A 22,977-nucleotide genomic window follows, 5' to 3' on the forward strand; every position below is an offset into this window, starting at 1 on the left:
CAAGAAACCTCCTAGATCAATAAACCTTGGCATAGATTGAATCCATAGCCAACCAAAACAATGCCTACCACACATACACCAATAAAAGTACCTAATAGTTTTGGCTTTACCGCCTTGCGCAATAAGATCAATGAAGGCAAGCTCAATGTGGTCACTGCCATCATAAAACTCAATACGGTACCTAATAAAGCGCCTTTTGATAATAACGCTTCGGCGACTGGAATGGTCCCAAAAATATCGGCATACATGGGGACTCCTACTAATGTTGCCAGGATCACACCAAAAGGATTCGAGTGGCCAAGAATGTGTTCAATCATGGATTCGGGTATCCAATTATGGATCACAGCGCCAATGCCAACGCCCACCAAAATATAAGGAAAGACCTTACGAAACGTCGAAACAACTTGTTCTTTGGCATAGGCCAAACGATCCAGTAAGGTCAAAGTGGGAGATTCGATCGATGTCGATACTGCATTGCGAATCAGATCTTCCACTTGATCTTCCATATGGGCTCGTTCGATCACACTGCCTCCAAGTACCGCAATCAACAAGCCCACGATCACATATGCCAAGGCAATGCGATAGCCAAAAATACCCATCAACAAGACCAAGCTACCCAGATCGACCATGGGGGAAGAAATCAAAAACGAAAACGTGACGCCAAGTGGTAAACCCGCACTGGTAAAGCCCATAAAAATGGGAATCGAAGAACAGGAACAAAACGGGGTTACGGTGCCTAAGAGAGCACCAATGATATTGGCACCCAACCCATGAAACCGACCCATGATCGTTTTACTGCGTTCGGGTGGAAAATAACTTTGAATATAAGAAATCAAAAAGATCAATACACACAATAGAATGGTGATCTTGATCACATCATAAAGAAAAAATTGAATGGACCCGCCCATTCGAGTTTGCACATCCACACCCAACCACATCAAAAGTTGACCCATCCAACGATGGATCCATCGCATGCCCAATAGTTCATTTTGAATCCATGATCCCATATGTCTTCTCCTCACATCGATTTCTATCTATGTGATAGTATATCATCACTTCGATATTTGTCAATGTGATAATTCAACTTTTTCTTGATGAAACCAACCATTCGGCGTATGATGAATGTGTTATAAAAAATGGGAGCTAGCGAAACTGGCTGAGAAAAGACTGTATGGTCTTGACCAATAACCTGATTTGGATAATGCCAACGTAGGGAAATACGCAAATATCGTGGGATACCCTTGTTGGTATGCCACTTTTTTTATAAGGAGGATTTTATGTTAGAAACTTGTTTAGAGAATGTACGTAATCACGGTGCATTGGTACACAACATCACCAATTATGTCACGGTCAATGATGTGGCCAATGCCATTTTAGCTATTGGTGCCAGTCCAATCATGTCGGATGAGCCCGAAGATGTCGAAGATATCCAGACCATTTGTCAAGGTTTAAATATCAACATTGGTACATTAAATAGGCATTCCATTGAAGGCATGAAACGTGCAGGAAAAAAAGCCAATGAAATGGGGCATGTCGTTTTATTGGATCCCGTAGGTGCAGGGGCTTCTCACTTACGAACCCAAACTGCTTTGGATCTCATCAAACAAATTCATTTTGATGTCATTCGCGGTAATATTTCCGAAATCAAAACCTTAGCCTTGGGCACTTCAACGACACAAGGTGTGGATGCCAATGCCGCTGATGCCGTGATCGAAGAAAATTTAGGTGCGATGGTTACTTTTGCCAAAAACTTTGCCAAAAGTCAAGAATGTATCATTGCCATTACCGGTGCCATTGATCTGGTTGCCGATGCCAATACGTGTTATGTGATTCGCAATGGCAAGCCGCAAATGGGCCAAATTACCGGAACCGGTTGTCAATTATCAGGAATCATGACCGCTTTCTTAGCTGCCAATCCAGACCATCCTTTGGAAGCTTGTGCTGCTGCGGTTTGTGACATGGGCTTGGCCGGTGAAATTGGCTATTCGCACTTAGCCGCTTATGAAGGCAACAGCACCTATCGCAATCGCATCATTGATGCCCTCAATCAAATGACGACCACGCAATTTAAAGAAGGGGCCAAGTATGAAATCAAATAACTATTTGGAACTCTATGCCGTGACCGATCGTCATTGGTTGGGCAATCAAACGTTGTTGGAACAAGTCCAGGAAGCTTTGGATGGTGGGGCCACATGCATCCAACTTCGAGAAAAACAATTGGATGACAAAACCTTCTTACAAGAAGCCATTGAAATTCAAAAGTTGTGTAAACAATACCAAGTTCCTTTTATTGTCAATGACAATGTTGCAATTGCCAAAGACATACATGCGGATGGCATTCATGTCGGCCAAAGCGATATGGAAGCCTTGGATGTAAGAAAAGCATTAGGCAACGATGTTATTTTAGGTGTATCCGCACAAACTGTAGAACAAGCTAAAAAAGCCGAAGCACATGGTGCGGATTATCTCGGTGTGGGTGCTGTCTTTCCCACTGGTTCTAAAGATGATGCGGAAGATGTCAGTTATGAGACCTTAAAAGCCATTTGCGAAGCCGTATCCATTCCGGTCATTGCGATTGGGGGCATCACCCAAGACAATGTCAAAGAATTAGCTGGTTCCGGTATTGTTGGCATTGCCGTGATCAGTGCCATCTTTGCCCAACAACACATTACCCAAGCCACCAAAGACTTAAAACAAGCCACGGAGCAGATGTTAGATGATCGCCCTCTTTGATGTGGATGGTGTGATCTTGGATTCCATGGCCATTTGGGATGCATTGCCCCTACGATACATTCGATCCAAAGGCAAGAAGCCAAAACTCGATCTTGCCAAGATCATTGCACCAATGTCTTTAGAAGAATCGAGTTTGTATATGAAAGAACACTATCAACTCAATGAATCTTCCATCCAGATCCAACATGAAATCATTGAAATGTTGGCAACGTATTATAAAGAAGAAGTGACATTAAAGCCAGGCATTGTATCGTGTCTACAAGCGTGTCAAGACCAACATATGCCCATGTATGTATTATCCATTGGCGATGAAACCTTGATTAATGCAGCCTTCAAACGATTACATATTCGTTCTTATTTTCAAGCCATTTTTACGGTCATGGATAAACGAGATCCACATATCTATACAAATGTAGCGAACACCTTACATGTCCAACCACAAGATCTTCTTGTGTTTGAAGATAGTTTAGATGCGATCCAATCGGCAAACCAAGCGGGTTGTACGACCATTGGCATTGCCGATCCATCCAACCAAGATAAACAAAAACTCATCCAATCTCGGGCCGATGATTTCGTGTCCGATCTGGAAGCGGTAGATTGGGGACACCACCTTTTATCGCTATAGAAAATACATGCAAAGGAGGAATTTGATGTTTACAGCATGTACGATCGCTGGTTCTGATTCCAGCGGAGGCGCCGGTATCCAAGCGGATATCAAAACTATGACAACCAATGGCGTATTTGCCACCAGTGCCATCACAGCTTTAACGGCGCAAAATACATTAGGGGTAACCGATATTTTCAATGCCACCCCCGAATTTCTAGGCCATGAACTCGATGCCATCTTTACGGATATTTTTCCAGATGCCGTCAAAATTGGGATGGTTTCCAAACAAGAATTGATTGAAACCATTGCCAACAAATTAAAGCAATATTCTGCCAACCATATTGTGGTCGATCCAGTCATGGTCGCAACCAGTGGAGCTCGTTTGATTGATGAAGCTGCCATTGATGCCCTAAAAACCAATCTATTGCCTTTAGCACTGGTTTGTACGCCAAATATTCCGGAAGCTGAATTATTAGCGAATATGTCCATTCAAAATGAAGCGGATATGGAAAAAGCCGCAAAAATCATTGAATCCACCTATGGATGTGCTTGTTTATGTAAAGGGGGGCATCAAATCAACGATGCCAATGATGTCTTAGTTGAAAACGGCCAAATCCATTGGTTCTATGGCAAGCGAATTGATAATCCCAATACCCATGGTACGGGATGCACGTTATCCAGTGCCATTGCTTCCAATCTTGCCAAAGGATACAATTTGGAAACAGCGGTCAAACGTGCGAAAGATTATTTATCCAAAGCCTTAGCTGCCATGTTGGATCTAGGCCAAGGCCAAGGACCCATGAATCATATGTTTGACCTACAAGGAGAATTTGCCCAATGAAACAAACCAGTAATTTTGAGAATGGATTGATCTGGTTTGGTGCTGCCATTTCCCTTGCCGAAATACTAACAGGTACCTATTTTGCTCCCCTTGGCTTTAGCAAAGGTCTATTGGCCATTATCATTGGTCATGTGATTGGTTGTATCTTATTGTTCTTATCCGGAGCGATTGGTGGAACGATGCGAAAAAGTGCCATGGAAAGTGTCAAAGTCTCTTTTGGCGAAAAAGGCGGCCAATTCTTTGCCGGTTTAAATGTGATCCAATTGGTCGGTTGGACCGCCATCATGATTTATGATGGAGCCTTAGCTGCCAATGGTATTTTAGCCAATGGCCAATGGTTTTGGGCCCTTTTGATTGGTGCTTTGATCATTGTTTGGTTATTGTTAGGAATTACCAATTTAGGCAAGGTCAATACCATCACCATGATGGCCTTATTCATCCTAACCATTGTATTGAGCTTTACCGTTTTTAAAAATACCGGCATATCCACCCAAACCAGTGATGTCTTATCTTTTGGATCCGCCGTTGAATTATCGGTTGCGATGCCCCTTTCTTGGTTACCTTTGATCAGTGATTACACCAAGGAAGCCAAAAAGCCCATTCAAGCAACGGCTGTAAGCAGCATTGCCTATGGATTGACATCTTGTTGGATGTATATGATTGGGATGGGCGCCGCCATTTATACCCAACAAAGTGATATTGCCCAAATTCTTTTAAAAGCCGGATTTGGTGTCATTGGCCTTTTGATCATTGTCTTATCCACCGTAACCACCACGTTTTTGGATGCTTATTCGGCTGGTATTTCCACCCAAGCCATCAAAGAAGATTGGGATGGATCTAAGATTGCGATCGGAGTGACCATCATTGGTGTGATCGGTGCCATCCTCTTCCCAATGGATGATATCACCAATTTCTTATATTTCATTGGCTCAGTTTTTGCCCCCATGATTGCCATCCAAATTGCGGATTATTTCCTATTGAAACATCAAACCAACCATAAACCAAATATGATCATCTGGATCATTGGTTTCATTCTCTACCGCTGTTTGATGCATATCGACTTCATTCTAGGAAATACCTTCCCAGATATGTTAATCACCATCCTGTTGTGTGTCCTGATCAATAAAGTAATGAAAAAGAACTAACCCCAATCGATAGATTGGGGCTTATTTGATTTTTTTCATGTTTATGGAATTTCACCTTGCTATTAAATCTTCAAATACTAAAAAATATCACCATCGTTAGGATATGTTAGGATATATTATTATTATATTTTCATAATGGTGGTATCAATGAAAATAAATATATTAAATTCGTGTGTTTGTTTCCTCATTAATTACGATATGCATGGAAATTACTGATGCAATATATTACTTTATCGAAGACATATCCTCAAAAAAATAAAATACAATTAGATCACAAAACCATTTTCTATCTACTAGTCGTTGTTGATTGCAACATAAGAAAGGATAAATTTTCTTTATGCCACGGACAACCAATCACATTTTTATGAACTTTAAACACTATATCTCCATTGGATGATGTAATGATCATTTTTATATGCGTTAAATGAATCTTCAAGTGGATTTGTATTGAATTCATAGGTAAAAAAATCAAAGTATCCGGTAATAATTGACCATCATTATCATCAATGGCAATGATTGTCAAACCTTCATTATTTAAATGGAGAATGTGATCTTTCATGACATACATGGTGCTTCCCAAACCATTTTTATATGCTCCAACCGAAGGTTGAAGCGTTGCATAAATCGAACCATGTCCTGCATATGCAATCTGATTTGCAAATAAGATGTTTTTGATATCGTCCTCTTTCATATTGATCATTTCTCTTTCGCTATTTTCGATTGTCGATATATATCAACGAAATCTTGAATGCCTTCTCGCCCCACATTTATGATCTCATCAGAAGATATATTTCTTTCACGAGATGCCAAGAATTCCATGACCATTGGCAAATTCATTCCAGTAATAATATCAACTTTGTTTGCCATCTTAGTATCTTTTATAAGAACACTGCTGCAATTACATGGAGAGCCAAATAACAAATCACAAAAAATTACAACTCCATCGCCTGTATCAACTTGACTCACCGCTTTTTGAATACGTTGAATGAATAACGGAATTTCCTCGCCGGGTAATAAACATAAAGCCTGCACTTGACTTAATTGACCATTAAATAATTCCAATGAGTCTAATAATCCATCAGCCATTTTTCCATGACTCGCTAAAATAATACCTTTCAATATTTGCACCTCTTTTCTTTAACCAAAATCCGGGAATCCAAAGATTCCCGAAATCTAGTTAAAACAATCCAATAGCAGCCGTAACAATACCAAAAACCAATGTAATTAAAACCAATTTTGCTACACTAACATGTTTTTTACTTATCAAAAAATAGTAAATTAATAATACCGATAAGGAAAGAATGCCTGGCATAATGCCATCGATTTTATCTTGCACACTTAAAGTAGCTTTATCAAAATGTGCAGTAATAGCTACACTTAGATTTACCATAGAGGCTGTTAGAGCACCCATCATTGTCATTCCCAAAATATTAGCGCCTTCTATCACATCCGTCATTAGTGATGAAGATAAAACGTCTTTGATAGCTGAACGTCCTTTTTGATAAGTTAATTTTGTTAAAACAATGAGTTCACCGAGTGTGTACATCGTTCCTAACAATAAGAGCCAGAATCCAGCAATGGAACCACTCTTTGCCAATGAACAAGAAGCTAAAATAAATAATGTTGTGATCGTACCTGCTGAAAAAGAATCACCAAATGCTGCAACAGGTCCCATCAATCCTGTTTTAATTGATACAATGGCACTGCCTGGAATCTTATCAGGATGATTGGCTTTTTCTTCTTCCATAGCCAATGTTGTTCCTAAAATCAAACCACCTGCAGTAGCGTTCGTATTGAATAATTCCAAATGTCTTTGTAATGCTGCAATATAGTCTTCTTCATTTGGATATAATTTTTTCAAAGCTGGCATAATCGAGTAAGTATAAGCAATAGATTGCATACGCTCATAATTTAAAGACATCTCCGTCGAAATATACCATCTGCGAATAGCTCGATTGATGTCTTTTTTCGTTAACGTGATTTTCTTTTCTTCAGTCATTCTTCTATGCTCCTTCCTTTGCTCGATCTCGTTTAGCCATTACAATCAAGAAAGCTGCACAACCTGCTAGTAACCCTGCCGTTAAGCTATTCAATCCCATAGATTTAACCAATATAAACCCGATAATAGTGTAAGGAATCATCTTTGGCTTCCCAATCATATTCATAATTAATGCAAATCCAATTGCAGGCATAACACCACCAGCAACTTCCAGTCCATGCATGACCCATGTTGGAACATTGTTCATAAAAGCTAACATGGCATTTTGACCAAACATTACAACTAAAAATACGGGTAGGAATAATAATGGCAATTCAATTAATGGTGGATAAATGATTGCACAACGTGTCAATCCTGCAGAATCTCCTCGAGCCGCACAAGCATCTGCACGGTGAACAAAAATTACATTGATCATTTTCCGAAGATTTGTGACAAATGATCCTACTAATCCCATTGGAACAGCAAATGCAATCGCTTGTTCTGCCGATAAACCAGTGGCTAAAGCAATAGGTATGACGGTTGTTGCTGCTAAAGCCGAATCTGTTGGCAAATTGCCTCCTGGTGCTATAATTCCAGCAAAAGCTGCAGCAATACCGCCTCCAATAATTAATCCTCGCGTTAAGTCTCCATAAATTAATCCAGCAACAACACCTACAACAATAGGACTGGCAATGAAGAAGAAGGCAAAATATCCACCAATCATTCCTCGGGCAATCCAATACATCAAGCCCATTACAATTGCCATAATCACTAATGTACTTCCACTCATTTTCTTCTCTCCTTTCTTAAAGACAAATGATCATTAAAATACTTTTTTCTCAATTGATTTCAATTCAATAGCATCATTTTCAGGAATTGGTTGTAAAAATACATGTACTCCGCTTGCTTGCATTTCTTCTAATTTTTTATATTCGGATTGGGAAAGAGCGACTCCTTGTAATACTGTCTTTCGATTGGTCGCATTTTCAATAGCACCAACATTCAATTCTGGTAATACTAATCCATTTTTCCATGCATTATATGCTGCATTTACATCTTTAAAAATTAATAGAACTTTATCATTTTTTGCATCAATTGCTTTTTGAATATCTGATATTCTAACAATATCTACATCTTTTTGTGGTACTGCCATGCGATAGATATCACCCATAAAATCATCTTCAACTAAAGCATCATCAGCTAGAATCAAACGATCCACTGGACGAAATTTGATCCACTTCGCCACAATCTGGCCATGAACCATTCGATAATCAATACGCACCATTTTTAAAACTCCCATAATGCATGCTCCTTTCTAATTTTCTTTACTCATTTTCGCCTCTCTATTTTTACTGCCTGATGGATAGAAGCACTTTTATGTACGGCTTCTGCGATCAATTCAGCTTCCAATCCATCGTTTAAATCTGCATAAAACGGCTTATCATTTAAAATACAATCTACAAAATCATTCAATGGTTCAATTCCAAATCCCATAGGTCGACCATTTGCGTTTTGAATAAAGCAAACATTTGGTGTTGTTTGTTTTTGATCATCAAAAAATTCCACACCTCGTTTTTGCGAATCAACACGAATCATTTCATTCTCGCATAAAATCTCTGTACATCCATCATCTGCTTTTGCAAATCCATTCGGTAATATCCAAGCATTTTCAACCGTCCAAGTACAACCATTTTCAAATGTCAAATTAGCAGTGATCGTATCCCACGTATCTACCCCTTTTGACTGTAAAATACCTTTATGACCAACGGCATAAACTTCAGTTACATCACAATTCATATAATATCGAATCAGATCATAACAATGTGTACCTACAAAATGAACAGGACTAGAATCTGCCGCCCATTTTAACCAACACAATGCCACATCATAAATATTATCCATACGCATATAGCCACGAATCGGTGCTCCCGTTGATTTATCCATTAATTTATTTTTTACAGCGATACTCGCTGGATCCCAACGTTTATGATAATCCACCATAACTCTGACATGTGCTTCTTTCGCTGCATCTATGATTTCATAGGCATCTTCTGACGAAGTGGCCAATGGCTTTTCTACCAATACATCTTTACCATGGTGTATTGCCGATAAGACTGGTTCTTTATGATATGGATCTGGTGTAGCTACTGAAACAGCATCAATATCCATAGAATCTAACATCTCATCCACATCATTATAAGTGGCCACCTTATAATCTCTTTCAACTGCATCTGTGATTTGTTTATTTTTATCACAGACCGCTACCAGCTCTGCATTCGGATTCCAGGTATACGCATTTAAATGATTGCGCCCATAAAGTCCTGCACCAACTACTGCAACTTTTAACTTTTGCATAATTAACTTTGACCCTCACTTTCATATGTAGTTTTACTACATAAAATATATCATAAATGTAGTTATACAACAATATTAAATTGTAAAAATGTAGTATTACTACCAAAAAATACTCTGATCAAACATTGATCAGAGCTCATATCCTTAAAAAATAGCATTTTACTTTTTGATAAAATCACCTTCCAAATGAGCATAGTGTCCATACTCATCGAATATTCTTCTAGCTTTGTATACACCTTCCGTAATTCTTTCATAGTCATGGAAAGCCAATGAGAAGAAAATTGTATCTATAATTAGATTTTGGACAGCAATAGCCGCATGCGAAACTAGCCTAGAACTATTTTCCATGACTGACGTATATAAAACAACATCAGCATACTTTGCGATTTTTTTATTTCCATATTGCGTCAACAAAATGATTTGTACCCCTCTCTTTTTGGCAACTTCCATTATTTGATAATTTTCAATAGCGGAACCTAGAGTTGTAATACAGATTAAAAGATCTCCTTTTTTTAAATTCGTACAAGCTTCTAATCGAAGATGAATATCATCATAGAATACAGCATTCATCCCTAACCTCATTAATTTGATTTGTAGGTTTTTTACTTGTAAACTACTAGCTCCCATTCCACTTAAAAAGATCGTTTTTTTCTTTTTATATGCTAATTCAATAAGATCAACCGCCTTTTGCAAATCCTCATTATTTAATGTGTCTTGTGTACTTTGAATAGAAGCAATGATATATGTTGAAAGTTTTTCATAGACTTCCAAAGGTGAATCACTTTCATAAATATTCATCGGGTACAATTCTGTTGATTGACTTCCCAAAGTTGCTGACAACATCAATTTAAACTCTTTAAAGCCACTCAATCCCAATTTTTTAGTAAACCGAATCAATGATGGTTCACTAACTCCGCATTTTTCGGAAAATGCTTTTGTTGATAAAAGAATCACATTTTTCGGATCCTCTAGGACCGTATCTGCAATCTTCATTTCTGTATTAGAAAAAAAAGGACGTATCGAATCAATTTTCACTAAAATATCATTGGAATTCATAAAGTATTGACCTCCTAGGAATCAAAATTTTAATAAATATAAATGTTTTTATGTCAATTTCAGTATCTCGCACAACCTCAAAAAAAGCAATAAACGCACATAAGAATGATAGTAAAACTACATTTTATGACCTATTCGAGAGAGCTATAAAAAGAAACTCCATTTCATCATTGAAATGAAGTTTCGAATCCAGGTAGTGCTTTCATAGTATGATCATGACGAAAAAAGAAGCGTGAACGCGCTTCTTATTGATTCTCTAATTCCTCTAATTTGTCGTAGTTAATAACATTCCCATTCAATTGATCATCTACTAAATGATAAACCACTTGCGTCATTGTTTGGATTTGTTCTTTTAATTCTTTTTCTACCTGTCCATTCATATCAACAATCGATGATAAACTCATCAAATCAATGGCACTTTGGCCATCGGCATGCGAAATATCATCAACAATGGAAAGATATTGTTGATACCATTTATTTGTAACAGGCCGCCGTATACAGGCATCTTCTAATTTTTTTGTGTGTTTCATAAACGCCTCTTTTGTTGGTTAAGAAAGCGATTTTTCACTGACATCACTATAACAATACATGGGTTGATCTTGTAACTGTTTGACATAGACCTTCAACCAATCGCCTGCATGTATGCCAAAATTCGGATCATATGGATCATTTAATAATTTGGCTTCGATATGATCATCGGTAACATCTTCCATACGAACCCAGACCGCTTCTGGTTCTAAATCTTGTCGATACAACAAGATTTGAATATCGTCGGGATATTCAATATTTTGATACGGTCGTATAAATGGAAACGTACGTGCATTCTTTAGCGTATCTTTGACTTCGTATTGTTTTAATGCATCAATTTTCGTTTGGAAACGGACATTCAGATCATCATCTTCATTTAAAATATAAAATTCATCATCCATGACTTGTCCAATGCGGATCTTGACCGAAATTTCATCATTGCCATCAAACAATTGAATCTTCGGAACCTTTTCTTGGATACAAGCCAGTACCTCTAAGCTCACACCCGCTTCATGATCAATATAACCATATGTCAGAATATGGGTTGCCACATCACTACCTGGAAAATGCTCCACTACTTTTCGTAACCATGGTTTCATCGCAAATACACAAAATTGTTGGTCGACTCCTTGAAATCCTGTTTCCTCATATTTCATCGCTTTATTCCAACTCCTACTTTGATGATACCATACTTTTCAAGCCACATCTATGCTTGGACCATATTCCCCAAATAATCGATTTATCTTGCCACACCTATTCGAGTCCCTGCATATATCGATCCATTTCATCCGCAATCTTTTTCGCATCTTCCACCGCATGGACGACCGTTTTGGCTCCGGTTACCACATCACCAGACGCAAAGACACCGGGCATGGTTGTTTCGCCTTCTTCATCCACGGCCAAATTGCCTCGTTCATTGAGTTTCAAATCTTTATTGTTGTCCACGATGCGATGTCTTGGCACTTGTGAAACCGCAATGACCACCGAATCGGTTGGCACTAATTGAGCTGTTTCTCTTAAAATTTCCACTTTCCCATCTTCTGTGACCATCGTATCGCAAATGACCGGTCCTTCATCTTTGATTTCAATCGCAATTTTGTTGAAGGCAAATTTTACCCCATCGATCTTTGCCAATTCATATTCATCTTCATTGGCTGCCACTTTGTTTCGACGCACATAGACCGTCACATCTCGACAACCTTTTCGAACTGCGGTTCGTGCCACATCCATAGCCGAATTCCCTGCGCCAAAAATAGCGGTAGAACGACCCAGATCCACCGAATCGGGATTGTTCAGATAATTAATACCATACTGGACATTGCCAAACGTTTCTCCTGGAATCATCATGCGTCTTGGTCGCCAAGCACCCGTACCAATGAAGATGGACTTATAGCCATCCTTCAAAAGATCGGTCAAGGTCACATTGCCGCCAATGGAAAAATTAGGTCGATACAAGATGCCCAATTCTTTCATCTTAAGCGCAATGCGGTCCAAGATACTATGAGGTAACCGGAATTCTGGAATGCCATAGCGCATGATGCCACCAATCTTATCCCGACTTTCAAATAAAGTGACCTTATACCCACGAGATGCTAAGATCATGGAAATCGTGATGCCGGCTGGTCCTGCGCCAATGACCGCTGCCTTCATGCCATTATACGGTTTTTGGGGAATTTGGACCCGCTCCAATGCCGAATCCGAAATATAATTTTCAATCGATGAAATATGAACCGGCTCTCCTTTGATGCCAAGCACACAATGCCCTTCACATTGTGAAGCATGATCACAAACCAACGAACAAACAACCGATAAAGGATTATTCTCAAATAACATTTGCGCGGCTTCTTCAACCTGACTCTCTTTAAACAAACGAATCATCTTGGGAACGTTTGTATGAATCGGACATCCCTGCTGACATCGAGGTATCTTACATTGCAGACACCGATTGGCTTCTTCAACTACATGTATTGCCATAAAATTCCTCCTACACTTCTACTTTTAGAGTACTATCAACATCTCTATATCACAAGCTTGCCATATCGATTCCTGCCAAACGACCTAACGTCTGAGCCATGCTGATGCTCTGCCCTGGAATCGAAGTCGTATACTGCAAGCCAAAACGACCCCCGCAACAATTGCCCGACGCATACAAACCAGGAATGGGTTCAAAATTCGCATCCAATACATTTTGATAGGCATCCGTCAAAAGGCCACTGACCGTCACCAATAATTTCATGGATTGTCCAAATGGCTTATGCGAATCTTTATATTGTCCACTCGCATAAAAAGGTGGTTTTTGGATGGGATGCATCAAAAAGGCTTCCTTGCCAAAATCTTCATCTTTACCCAACGCACACAATTGATCATAACGCGCTACGGCCTGGATCATATGTTGTTGATCTTCAATTTGTGGATATATCGTAGCTGCCAAGTCCTCGATCGTATCGGCACACGCAAACGGCCGTACATCCCCAGCCACATCCGTATGGAAGATCATCTCTCCTTTGTGTTTTTGCGCTCGATCCATCAGATCCACCAGATCCTGGACCCGATTCGAATCGGTATAATCAAACGAAGCATGACAGGCTGCCTGATAGGTTGTTTCCGCCAAAATATTCGAATCAAAGATTCCCCACAATAAACCATTGGGCTGTTTTGCACCCGGAATGGCCGCTAATACATGGGTGCCAAATCCTTCATTGGAATAGCGTTGCCCATGGGTATTCAAACGCAACGTCGCCGTCGAACCAATCGTATCAAAGCCAGGAAAGGAATAATTTCCACCCATACCGGCATGCGAACGAGGCTCCAAACGACCACCGGCCCAGACGCCCATACAGATGCCATCCCCATTCCATCCATGCCCACAAAAATCTCCCTCATCCACAAGATCCGCCATTTCCGTCAACAGATCTTCGCACATTTGGCGGTTCTTACTATAATCCCCCGCACTTAACAGAACGCCTTTTTTGGCCTTAAGACGAATGTAAGTATGATTGGCTGTTTCACATAAGACCGCACACACACGATGATTAGTTTTTTCCAGCTGCAAAGCCTTGGTTTCAAACAAAAACTGGGCCCCTTGTTCTTTCGCAATCTGTTGATTTTCTTTCATCACTTTACGCATCAAAGCCATGCTGAAATGTGGTGTACCCGTCCAAGAACGAAGATGATCTTGTGCAAGGGGCATATGTTTCGATGGCGGTGTCATCATGGGATGAATGCTCTTTTTTTCCGTTTGGTTTAAAGGCTCAATCAGCCAATCAAACGTTTCCCCACAATGTTGGGCATATCGACGAATCAAAGCCACATTGGAACGATTATTTGTACGTAATTGCCAATCCTTCACAAATGTATCAATATCGACTTCCGGTACGCCTTGCTCCTTTTGCCATTGAGAATTCATATAGCCCCACTCCCCAATGCCTAAGATCCATTGGGATGCATCCTTTTGTTGCTCCACCACAATAACAGAAGCGCCGGCTTCCGCTGCAGATCGTGCCGCACATGTACCCGCATGCCCTGCACCCAAAACGATCACATCCGCTTCTTGTTCTTGTACGATCTTCTCTTTTGGAATCGGTGCAGGTGGCAAAGCCCATTCAAACTTAGGCATGCTTTCGCTCCAAAAACGTAGGATCTGGCTCCATGCCAATCATGGTACGCAACACATTTCCGACTTTTTTATACAACAGATACGTACAGAAAGAGGTCACTCCATGTTTGATCAAATTGAATGGCAAGATGCCCAAGATCATCAAGCTCCAATAATTATGCACCAAAGGATTGGTCATCGATCCCATGGAAACAATCGTATCCATCGAAAGACCAAACATCTTCATATACATAGGAAAGGCCACCCATCCATTTAAGAAAATGGCTAAGATGCTTACCCCTATCGTGGAAATCGTTAAAGCAAGGATGGCTCCTTTCTTGGTATGGATCTTGCGATAGATCAAAGCCGCTGGCAAGACAAAGCCAATCGATCCCACGATATTCATGGCCTCGCCCACAAAAGCCGTCGTGGTGCCATTGATCATAAGATGCAAAAGATTTTTGATCAAGACGACAAGGCATCCAGCCCCTGGTCCTAAAAAGAACCCGGCAAACAAGGCTGGCAATTCCGAAATGTCAAAGGTTAAAAATGTCGGTACCAAAGGCAAAGGAAATGTAAATGCCATCAAGATGGCGGCCAAAGCACTCAATAAGGCGATCAAAGTGAATTTGTAGATTTGTGTTTTCTTCATGTTGTCCTCCTACTTTCGGGCCAACAAAAAAGCCCGAAGATCTACCTTCTCCGGGACGAATACTAAAAAAATTCTTCTCTCATCCGGACTCATGTTTTCACAAATACCGTCGGTACCGGAATTACACCGGTTCATGCTTGCGCTCGCGGACTATACCGCCGGTGGGGAATCACACCCCGCCCTGAAGAAATCTATGCTCATATTGTAACATACAAATTAGGACAATACAACTTTATAGACGAATTCATCGATATGGGTAATGCCCATTTTCAACAACATCTGCTTGGAACGATTCACATCTTCAGCTGTATTATAGTTTGGAATATGTGGGACACGGACCACCAAGCGATCTTGATACCCTTGTGCTACTACGAATTTAAGATTACGAATCACTAATGAATTTGTCATACCCGTATACGCCAAGTAGATATCGGGATTCATATCTTTGATGTCGACATACCAAAAGGATACAAATGGCAACAAGAGTGCAACGGCTTCGGTTTTTACATGGAAAGAGGTTTCAATCCCAATATCCCAATGTGGATACATCGTATGGACAGCCTTGATAAAATCAGCTTCCAAAAGAGGTTCACCCCCACCAAACGTAATACCACCACCACTAACATCCTGATAGACACGATCTTTTTTTAAATGATCCGTTAATTCTTTGACACTGATCATTTCAGTAACCGGCAAGATATTGACTGTTGCCTTGTTCAAACAATAAGCACAATGCATCTCACATCGATCAAAGAGCACCAAAGATCGAATGCCAGGTCCATCGATATCTTCGCGAAAACGCATGATTCCTGTGATGCGGGCATAGGGATTCGGTGCCCTTTGTGGTTGTTCCTCGGGATTTCGATCCACCAATGCATAAGCCATTTGTTCACAATATGGACATGGCCCTGTACAAATCTGTCGATGCGTACATTCCTTCTCTTTGGCCCATCCCCGTATCCAATGTTTATGTACATATGCTCTTCGTAATTTTCTGAATCGATCACAACATTGATCCGGTTGCTCCCATCGTGGAATCACTTCATGCAAATCATGATGCTCCTTTACCGCATTACATGCCGCCGTTACATCCACCTTATATTCCTTATATCCATCCTGATAAAACCAGATATGGTCCCGATCCGAATGATAAAGAGAAAAATGGATACTATTGACATCCTGCATCATCTGTTCGATCAAAAGCTGTCGTGCCGTCCTTCTATCTGTTTCACCATTTCCTGCTTCTATTAAATCTTTTTCATTGTATATATGGATGGAATCCACTTCAAAATAATAGGGGAAAATACGCGCCATGCCATCGGTAACGCCCTCACGCACATCATAATTGCCCAAAGCACAAACATGAAAATGATAAGGAAACTGTTTCTTATATTCACGAAACAGATCATAGAAACGAAGTTGTGCATCGATATCTTCGATCAAAAAAACAACATCATCCTCTTCTTGTATCTGTTCAAATATTTCCTTTGTATGCTGCTTAAAATACGATTCAATAGAAGATGAAAGATCAAAATCATAGTATCTACCACATTGAAAAAAATCTTCTTCTATTTTCTTGTTTTCATACGAAGTAAAAAGCCCTTTTTTAAAAGCTTTCATTCGTCCATAGCTTCCCAACAAAGAATACACATCTACCTTTGACACATCCAAACGATCGATCAAATTATCAAAATGAAAATAATCATCCAAATAATAGAATACCTTTGTTTTACGTGCTGTCATTTGAACCACCCACTTATCCAACTACACCTTATCATAGGATTTGTCCAATTTTAAAGACACCAAAAAAGCCTTAGTCGGTATCCAAATAAACTAAGGCTTCCTTTAAATTTTTACAGGTCATCCATGCTCTTTCTTTATCTTGTGTCGTTGGTTCTATCAAATCGGCAACATGGATCACAGGAATATTGGCACGATATGCCGCTTCTACCCCAATCGATGAATCTTCAATGACCAATGCTTGATCGGGTTCTAGATGAAAGTGTTCCAACATTTTCTGATAGATTTCTGGATGTGGTTTTTTATGTTCGATCTCATTGCCACACAGCACATAATCGATGGGTTCCCATAAATTCGCTTTCTTTAAACGATACTCTGTTTCTTGTCGATGCGTACTGGTCGCGACTCCCAGCTGTAGGCCCTGTTTTTTGACCCATTGAAAAAAATCATGACTTCCGACTTTGACAGGCACCGTTTCATCAATGGTTCGATTGGCCAACTGCCGCCATTCTGAAACAAACACATCACGAATAGAAGGATCCAACACTTCTTTATAGATGCGCTCTTCCTCTTGGCCACTCACACCCACCAAACGGGCAAACAATTGCTCTTCTAAATAGGGCATATGATAGGTTCGACCTACGATGCCAAGGGTTTCCTTCCAAATTCTTTCACTATCCAATAAGGTCCCATCGACATCAAAGATGATCAATTTTAAATCATTGAAATGCATATGTATATTCATCCTCTGGAAGCATTTGAGCAACCAATGCCTTCAACATCTTTTGCGCATTTTCTTTGGCTGCCTTCTTGATGCCATTGTGGATGGCCTGCGTTTGCGCATCCTCTTTCATCTTTTGTAACGCTTCATTGCTTTCCTTTAATTTTACCGGCGTAAACACACTTTCTTGTTCATGATACACCTTTAAAGAATCCGTATCGATCTCGGTACTTAAGATCTCACAAGTCGGCAAATGAAAAGTCACCGTTTTTTTGGCATCATCTACATGCACCGTGATCTTGCTAAAATCATAGCCCGCCTTTACCTGACAATCATAACTATATACATATTTGGTCTGCGTAAACGGAATCTGGAAAGACCCAAATAATTTCTGAGACTTATCGATGGTATTGACCGAAGTCACATAGGCTTCTTGCGTAGCCAATTCACCTATATCTTCTAATCGTAATTTCACTGCTTGACTGGACACCTCGGCCTTATTTTCGGGAAAAAAATGCTCTTTTACGATGGGAAAACCAATGGATACGATCAATAAAACACTCAATATAAAAATGATCCGATTTTTTCTATCTTTTTTCATACCCTTCCTTTTCTAGCCCAAGATCTGTGCAACTTGCCTTTGTAGATGGGGCACAACTTCCGCTTCAAACCAAGGATTCTTTTTCTGCCAACGAAAATTTAATGGACTCGGATGCACGATGGGAAAATAACGCGGCAAATACGACGCATAATTTTTGACCGTCTCCGTAAGATTTTTCTGCATGGTTTGACCCAAATAATACTTCATCGCATAATTCCCAATCAAGATCGTCAATTGAATTTGTGGCATACATGCCAATAACGATGCATGATATTCTTGCGCAATGAACTTTCGCGGTGGCTTATCCCCCGTTTTCGCTTTTCCCGGATAATAAAAATCCATCGGTACGATCGCAATGTCTTTGGAATAAAACATGTTCGCATCGATTCCCATCCAAGCCATCAATTTCTCCCCCGACTTGTCATGAAAAGGAATCAAAGATTCTTCTACTTTTTTTCCTGGTGCTTGTCCAATGATCAAGATCTTCGCTTGGGGATCCGCTTGAAAGATGGGTGGAATATCCCGTTGCGTATAGTCTTGATTTCTTGGATCTGTCATCAATTCTTGTTTGATTTTGTCAATTGTTTTCATAGTACCCATAGTATACAAAAAAAGAGCTTTTCATCAAAATAAAAAGCTCTTTAACTTCTCTAGATTGGTATTTAAGACCAAACTTGGATCAAACCCGACCGATTCCACAAGCGCTTTGGCTAAATTCAATTCGCCAACTTGACTCGGATCATGCGCATCGGAATCAATAATGACAGGCACTCGCCTTTTTTGACACAACGAGAGCATCGTTCGATAATTTTCCAAACAATTCCATCGCTGATTGACCTTTTTTAACGAACTATTGTTGACCTCTAAAGCCACATGATATTGTTTCGCTGCTTTGACCAATCGCTCATAATCCAACGGCGTATGATCATCATCCGGATGCGATACGATCTTCACCTTTTCATTTTTCATGCACGCAATCAAATTGGATGTATTCTGCTCTTTTCCAGCATTTTCATAACATTGCACATGGATCCCAACGATCGCATAATCCAAATGATCAATATACGATTGGGCCAACGATAAGGTCCCATCCTTTAAGACATTGATCTCACTGCCATGATACACTTGAACCCCATATAATTCTCGAGGGACAGCTTGTAGATTGTTATAGTAAAACGGATCCACCGTACCCGGTATGCCCGGGGCATGTTCGGTGAACCCGATCATTTCTAAACCTTTTGCTTGTGCGGCTTGCGCCATTTCGCGAATCGTACCATACGCATGTCCGCTCACCAGCGTATGCATATGCATATCACCAATCAAATCCATCTTTTATCATCTCCATATCTTGAATGGTTTCTTGCCATGGTCGTGGCTGGTATCCCAAGTCAACCGTTGCCTTTTGATGACTAAATTGCGAAGGAGACTGTAACGTATAAAACGCATAGGGACTCATATTTGGATACAAATGCTCGATCATTGGCGCGATCCTTTCTAACCATTTAGCCGATATGACTTTGGGTTCTTTATGCGTGATAAACCGCGTCAAATCGGCCATCGATATTTCATGCCCATTCACAATATAAACGGCATGATCTCTTCCCCTTTTTTCCGCTTGTAAGACAGCCAAAGCCACATCGCGCACATCCACAAAATCATACCCACCCGAAACGGTGATTGGCCACTTTCTTTTCATCATTTGATGAATCACTTGGACCATATGATTCTGTCCCAATACATCCCCCGGACCGATGATGCCCGAAGGCAATAACACGACGACGCGAAGATCACTTGCCAATACGCGCCGAATCGCTTCTGCCTTGGATTTGGCATATTGTCCCACCACAAGATGGGGATCAAAAATCAAAGGTTCTGTCATGATGCCTGCTTTTTCTTGTATGGCATGGACCGAACCAATATAAATCATCCAATCGATGGCATGTTCTTTGGCCAGATCCAAGATATTTTGGGTCCCCACTACATTGGTTGTCCACATCTTCGGTTCGGGTTTGGTGGCAATGGATATCTTTGCGGCACAATGAATCAAGACCACTTCATCATAGCCTTCCCGATCAAAGAAAGGCTCTAAGGCTTTTTTATCACATACATCCCCCACATAGGCATTTGGCCATCGATCATCTTTATGATGGATCCATTCGCGCACATCACCCGATAAATAGTTGCGGATCGTATGTCCCAAATGCCCATTGGCACCCGTCAATAAATAGAGTTTTTTCATCCCTCCAACAACCACAAAATGCCCTTCGCCGTTCTTTGATCCGTATCCTTGAAATGATTGCCGGGATTCCATTCCAAGATGGTTCGAATGCCTTGTTCTTTCATCTTTTCATACGTCGCTTCCGTATTCACTTGGACTTGTTTCATCAAAGGATGACGCGTCTTTGCTTCCCGATCCCCCAACGAAAAATAGATCGCATCTGGTATTCGTCTCATGGTTGCCTCTTGCACAAAGTCCAGCCATCCTTCAAACCAAAACGATCCCGAAGCACTCATGATCTTACGATAGGTATCCGTTTGATACGTCGCATACAAAGCCATCAGACCAGCTAAGGAATATCCTGCCAAATAGGTTTCGGTTCGATCATAACCTGGTAAGATCTGATCAATTTCCTGGATTCGATCCTTTGCCTTGCCATCAAACCCCTTGGCCGGCCAAGGACTACAATCGTTGTCCCAATCCAGATCCGTAATTTCTAATATCTGAAATGGATGATCCGTTTGTGTTTGAACACGTTCAAATACTTTTCTCCCTTCTTGTTCAAAAGTGGGTAAGACCACCAAGGGACTGTGTGTCGATTGATGAATAAATCGTTGTACTTTCATAACTCTCCTTACAACATCGGGGCAAAAATCCGCAAGATCGATAAGATGAAATTACGGAAGACCCCCAATTTAATATTTTCTTTATGCATTTGATCACAAGCTTTCAAGGTCATCTGCATATCTTGTACAACTTCTTGGACCGCTTCATTCTTAAATAATAAGGTCCCATTTTCAAAATGCAGATATAAACTCCGATAATCCAAATTGATCGTACCAACCGTGGCAATACGATCATCCGATACAAACACTTTCGAATGAACAAAGCCTGGACGATACTGATAGATCTTAACGCCACCATCCATCAATTGTTTATAAAAGCTGCGACCAATGTTCCAGATCACCTTCTTATCGGGAACACCCGGTAAAATCAAACGCACATCGACCCCTTTTTTCGCTGTATGGATCAACGTATTGACCATGCTTGAATCAATGATCAAATACGGAGTCATGATATAAACATACCGGGTTGCTGAATTTAAGATATCTTCATAAATACATTGAGATGTCAATTCATCATCCAAAGGCGTTTCCGCATAAGGCGCAACAAATCCAGAAGATGGCATCTCATGTCCTTCCACTTGAAAGATCGTATAGTCATTATCTTCATGGCGCAACGCATTCCAATTGGTCAAGAAGATTTTGAGATACCCCCATACGGCAGGTCCTTCCAACCGAATCACATTATCTTTCCAATGACCAAAACGTTCCTTTTTATTGATGTACTCATCCGCTAAATTGATACCACCCGAATAACCAATCACTCCATCGATGACCATGATCTTCCGATGATCTCGATGATTCATGACAATATTCAAAGCCGGATTGATGCGATTGAAAGAAGTCGCCTTGATGCCTTTGGCTTCCAATTCTTTCACATAATCAAAAGGCAACGTATTCATGGAACCCATATCATCATACATGACCCGGACTTCCACACCTTCTTTGACCTTTTCTTCCAATATTTCCAACATCTGATTCCACATACGACCTGGCTCTATGATGAAATATTCCATAAAGATATACTTTTTGGCTTGTTTCATATCGGCCAACATATGCGGAAAGCCCAATTCGCCTAGAGGATAATAATTGGTTTGCGTGTTTTTATAAAAACTAAATCCTTCATTGGGAATAAATCGAAACAAACTCGCTAACGAAGGCTCACTGTTTACCAGTTCTTGAAAGACTTGAGGATCTTGGTAGGCATAACGCTCTGTCTTCTTTTCTTCTTTGCGAATACTTTTAAACGTACGTGAAGAAACTAAATTCAAGATCAAAAATAAATAGAGTGCTGTACCACCCACTGGAAATAACAGGATCAAGATGATCCACATCAAATCACTCGATAAATGACGACTATTGCGGATGATTGCCAAAACAACCAAAACGGATAATACTCGCAAACCAATCGAGATATAGCCAGTAACCGCTGGGAACAAACTAAACAACCAAACTAGAATCAAAATTTCAAAAACGATCACATACAACATGACCATCATTCGACTTAATAAGACTTTTTTTACTTTTTCCATAGTTGTATTGTAGCACAAACATTTTACATATTTGTGGTTGTTTTTGAACGAT

At 40.2% G+C, this 22,977-nt stretch carries 26 protein-coding genes and 2 riboswitches; of the genes, 5 read left to right on the top strand and 21 right to left on the bottom strand.

All coding sequences use genetic code 11. The features are described from left to right. Positions 1-11: 11 nt before the first annotated feature. Positions 12-1,007 carry a permease gene (locus MOZ64_RS00555; RefSeq protein ID WP_320324674.1) on the bottom strand — a complete coding sequence of 332 codons (996 nt, stop codon included), beginning with the start codon at positions 1,005-1,007 and terminating at the stop codon, positions 12-14. Between the two features lie 121 nt (positions 1,008-1,128). After that, positions 1,129-1,233: riboswitch (TPP riboswitch) on the top strand. Between the two features lie 44 nt (positions 1,234-1,277). Between MOZ64_RS00555 and thiM the strand changes: the two genes are divergently transcribed. From thiM to cytX, 5 genes are read left to right on the top strand one after another with little or no spacing between them, the layout of a single operon-like run. Then, on the top strand, positions 1,278-2,099 hold the full coding sequence (gene thiM, locus MOZ64_RS00560; protein ID WP_320324675.1) for a hydroxyethylthiazole kinase: 822 nt from the start codon (positions 1,278-1,280) through the stop codon (positions 2,097-2,099). Further along, positions 2,086-2,733 (top strand): thiamine phosphate synthase, encoded by a 648-nt coding sequence (gene thiE / locus MOZ64_RS00565; protein WP_320324676.1) that lies wholly within the window; start codon positions 2,086-2,088, stop codon positions 2,731-2,733. The genes thiM and thiE overlap by 14 nt, the downstream gene beginning before the upstream one ends. Then, entirely contained in the window at positions 2,717-3,358 is a 642-nt protein-coding gene (locus MOZ64_RS00570; protein ID WP_320324677.1) for an HAD family hydrolase, read from the top strand. Before thiE ends, MOZ64_RS00570 begins: the two co-directional genes overlap by 17 nt. 25 nt (positions 3,359-3,383) lie before the next feature. Beyond that, positions 3,384-4,181, top strand: coding sequence for a bifunctional hydroxymethylpyrimidine kinase/phosphomethylpyrimidine kinase (gene thiD / locus MOZ64_RS00575; protein ID WP_320324678.1), 798 nt, complete (start codon positions 3,384-3,386; stop codon positions 4,179-4,181). After that, positions 4,178-5,326 carry a putative hydroxymethylpyrimidine transporter CytX gene (cytX, locus tag MOZ64_RS00580; RefSeq protein ID WP_320324679.1) on the top strand — a complete coding sequence of 383 codons (1,149 nt, stop codon included), beginning with the start codon at positions 4,178-4,180 and terminating at the stop codon, positions 5,324-5,326. The genes thiD and cytX overlap by 4 nt, the downstream gene beginning before the upstream one ends. A gap of 286 nt (positions 5,327-5,612) precedes the next feature. Here cytX and MOZ64_RS00585 read toward each other — a convergent pair whose 3' ends face one another. The 20 genes from MOZ64_RS00585 to cls all read right to left on the bottom strand — a co-directional run bounded on the left by MOZ64_RS00585 (position 5,613) and on the right by cls (position 22,925). Further along, the gene (locus tag MOZ64_RS00585) at positions 5,613-6,017 is read right to left on the bottom strand and encodes a hypothetical protein (protein WP_320324680.1); all 405 of its coding nucleotides are present in this window, start codon (positions 6,015-6,017) and stop codon (positions 5,613-5,615) included. Positions 6,018-6,022: 5 nt separating this feature from the next. Beyond that, positions 6,023-6,445 carry a PTS sugar transporter subunit IIA gene (locus MOZ64_RS00590; RefSeq protein ID WP_320324681.1) on the bottom strand — a complete coding sequence of 141 codons (423 nt, stop codon included), beginning with the start codon at positions 6,443-6,445 and terminating at the stop codon, positions 6,023-6,025. A gap of 58 nt (positions 6,446-6,503) precedes the next feature. Next, positions 6,504-7,325: a PTS system mannose/fructose/sorbose family transporter subunit IID gene (locus tag MOZ64_RS00595; protein WP_320324682.1), complete on the bottom strand. Its 822-nt coding sequence runs from the start codon at positions 7,323-7,325 to the stop codon at positions 6,504-6,506. 4 nt (positions 7,326-7,329) lie between these two features. Beyond that, entirely contained in the window at positions 7,330-8,094 is a 765-nt protein-coding gene (locus MOZ64_RS00600; RefSeq protein ID WP_320324683.1) for a PTS sugar transporter subunit IIC, read from the bottom strand. 33 nt (positions 8,095-8,127) lie between these two features. Next, the gene (locus MOZ64_RS00605; RefSeq protein WP_320324684.1) at positions 8,128-8,604 is read right to left on the bottom strand and encodes a PTS sugar transporter subunit IIB; all 477 of its coding nucleotides are present in this window, start codon (positions 8,602-8,604) and stop codon (positions 8,128-8,130) included. A 29-nt stretch (positions 8,605-8,633) separates the two neighbouring features. After that, positions 8,634-9,659, bottom strand: a complete 1,026-nt coding sequence (locus MOZ64_RS00610) for a Gfo/Idh/MocA family protein (protein WP_320324685.1) — start codon at positions 9,657-9,659, stop codon at positions 8,634-8,636. A gap of 159 nt (positions 9,660-9,818) precedes the next feature. Next, positions 9,819-10,715, bottom strand: a complete 897-nt coding sequence (locus MOZ64_RS00615) for a MurR/RpiR family transcriptional regulator (RefSeq protein WP_320324686.1) — start codon at positions 10,713-10,715, stop codon at positions 9,819-9,821. Positions 10,716-10,960: 245 nt separating this feature from the next. Further along, positions 10,961-11,245, bottom strand: a complete 285-nt coding sequence (locus tag MOZ64_RS00620) for a hypothetical protein (RefSeq protein WP_320324687.1) — start codon at positions 11,243-11,245, stop codon at positions 10,961-10,963. Between the two features lie 18 nt (positions 11,246-11,263). Next, positions 11,264-11,899 (bottom strand): hypothetical protein, encoded by a 636-nt coding sequence (locus MOZ64_RS00625; protein WP_320324688.1) that lies wholly within the window; start codon positions 11,897-11,899, stop codon positions 11,264-11,266. Positions 11,900-11,996: 97 nt separating this feature from the next. Further along, positions 11,997-13,217 (bottom strand): NAD(P)-dependent oxidoreductase, encoded by a 1,221-nt coding sequence (locus MOZ64_RS00630; protein WP_320324689.1) that lies wholly within the window; start codon positions 13,215-13,217, stop codon positions 11,997-11,999. Between the two features lie 49 nt (positions 13,218-13,266). Further along, a complete protein-coding gene (locus MOZ64_RS00635) occupies positions 13,267-14,859 on the bottom strand; it encodes an FAD-dependent oxidoreductase (protein WP_320324690.1) in 1,593 nt (530 codons plus the stop codon). Beyond that, positions 14,852-15,490, bottom strand: coding sequence for an ECF transporter S component (locus tag MOZ64_RS00640; RefSeq protein ID WP_320324691.1), 639 nt, complete (start codon positions 15,488-15,490; stop codon positions 14,852-14,854). Before MOZ64_RS00640 ends, MOZ64_RS00635 begins: the two co-directional genes overlap by 8 nt. A gap of 67 nt (positions 15,491-15,557) precedes the next feature. Beyond that, a riboswitch (FMN riboswitch) is annotated at positions 15,558-15,683 on the bottom strand. Positions 15,684-15,706: 23 nt separating this feature from the next. Then, entirely contained in the window at positions 15,707-17,233 is a 1,527-nt protein-coding gene (locus MOZ64_RS00645; protein WP_320324692.1) for a 4Fe-4S cluster-binding domain-containing protein, read from the bottom strand. Positions 17,234-17,303: 70 nt separating this feature from the next. Continuing rightward, complete coding sequence (locus tag MOZ64_RS00650) at positions 17,304-17,963, bottom strand: HAD family hydrolase (protein ID WP_320324693.1); 660 nt, start codon at positions 17,961-17,963, stop codon at positions 17,304-17,306. Further along, positions 17,950-18,552, bottom strand: coding sequence for a DUF4230 domain-containing protein (locus tag MOZ64_RS00655; protein ID WP_320324694.1), 603 nt, complete (start codon positions 18,550-18,552; stop codon positions 17,950-17,952). Before MOZ64_RS00655 ends, MOZ64_RS00650 begins: the two co-directional genes overlap by 14 nt. Positions 18,553-18,564: 12 nt before the next feature. After that, complete coding sequence (locus MOZ64_RS00660) at positions 18,565-19,143, bottom strand: uracil-DNA glycosylase family protein (RefSeq protein ID WP_320324695.1); 579 nt, start codon at positions 19,141-19,143, stop codon at positions 18,565-18,567. 33 nt (positions 19,144-19,176) lie between these two features. Then, the gene (locus MOZ64_RS00665) at positions 19,177-19,881 is read right to left on the bottom strand and encodes a phosphatase (protein ID WP_320324696.1); all 705 of its coding nucleotides are present in this window, start codon (positions 19,879-19,881) and stop codon (positions 19,177-19,179) included. Next, on the bottom strand, positions 19,865-20,791 hold the full coding sequence (locus MOZ64_RS00670) for an NAD-dependent epimerase/dehydratase family protein (RefSeq protein ID WP_320324697.1): 927 nt from the start codon (positions 20,789-20,791) through the stop codon (positions 19,865-19,867). Before MOZ64_RS00670 ends, MOZ64_RS00665 begins: the two co-directional genes overlap by 17 nt. Continuing rightward, complete coding sequence (locus tag MOZ64_RS00675) at positions 20,788-21,396, bottom strand: alpha/beta hydrolase (protein ID WP_320324698.1); 609 nt, start codon at positions 21,394-21,396, stop codon at positions 20,788-20,790. The genes MOZ64_RS00670 and MOZ64_RS00675 overlap by 4 nt, the downstream gene beginning before the upstream one ends. Positions 21,397-21,404: 8 nt before the next feature. After that, on the bottom strand, positions 21,405-22,925 hold the full coding sequence (cls, locus tag MOZ64_RS00680; RefSeq protein ID WP_320324699.1) for a cardiolipin synthase: 1,521 nt from the start codon (positions 22,923-22,925) through the stop codon (positions 21,405-21,407). Between the last annotated feature and the right edge of the window lie 52 nt (positions 22,926-22,977).

It is taken from the genome of Absicoccus intestinalis (assembly GCF_033971885.1).
GTDB lineage: Bacteria > Bacillota_I > Bacilli_A > Erysipelotrichales > Erysipelotrichaceae > Absicoccus > Absicoccus intestinalis.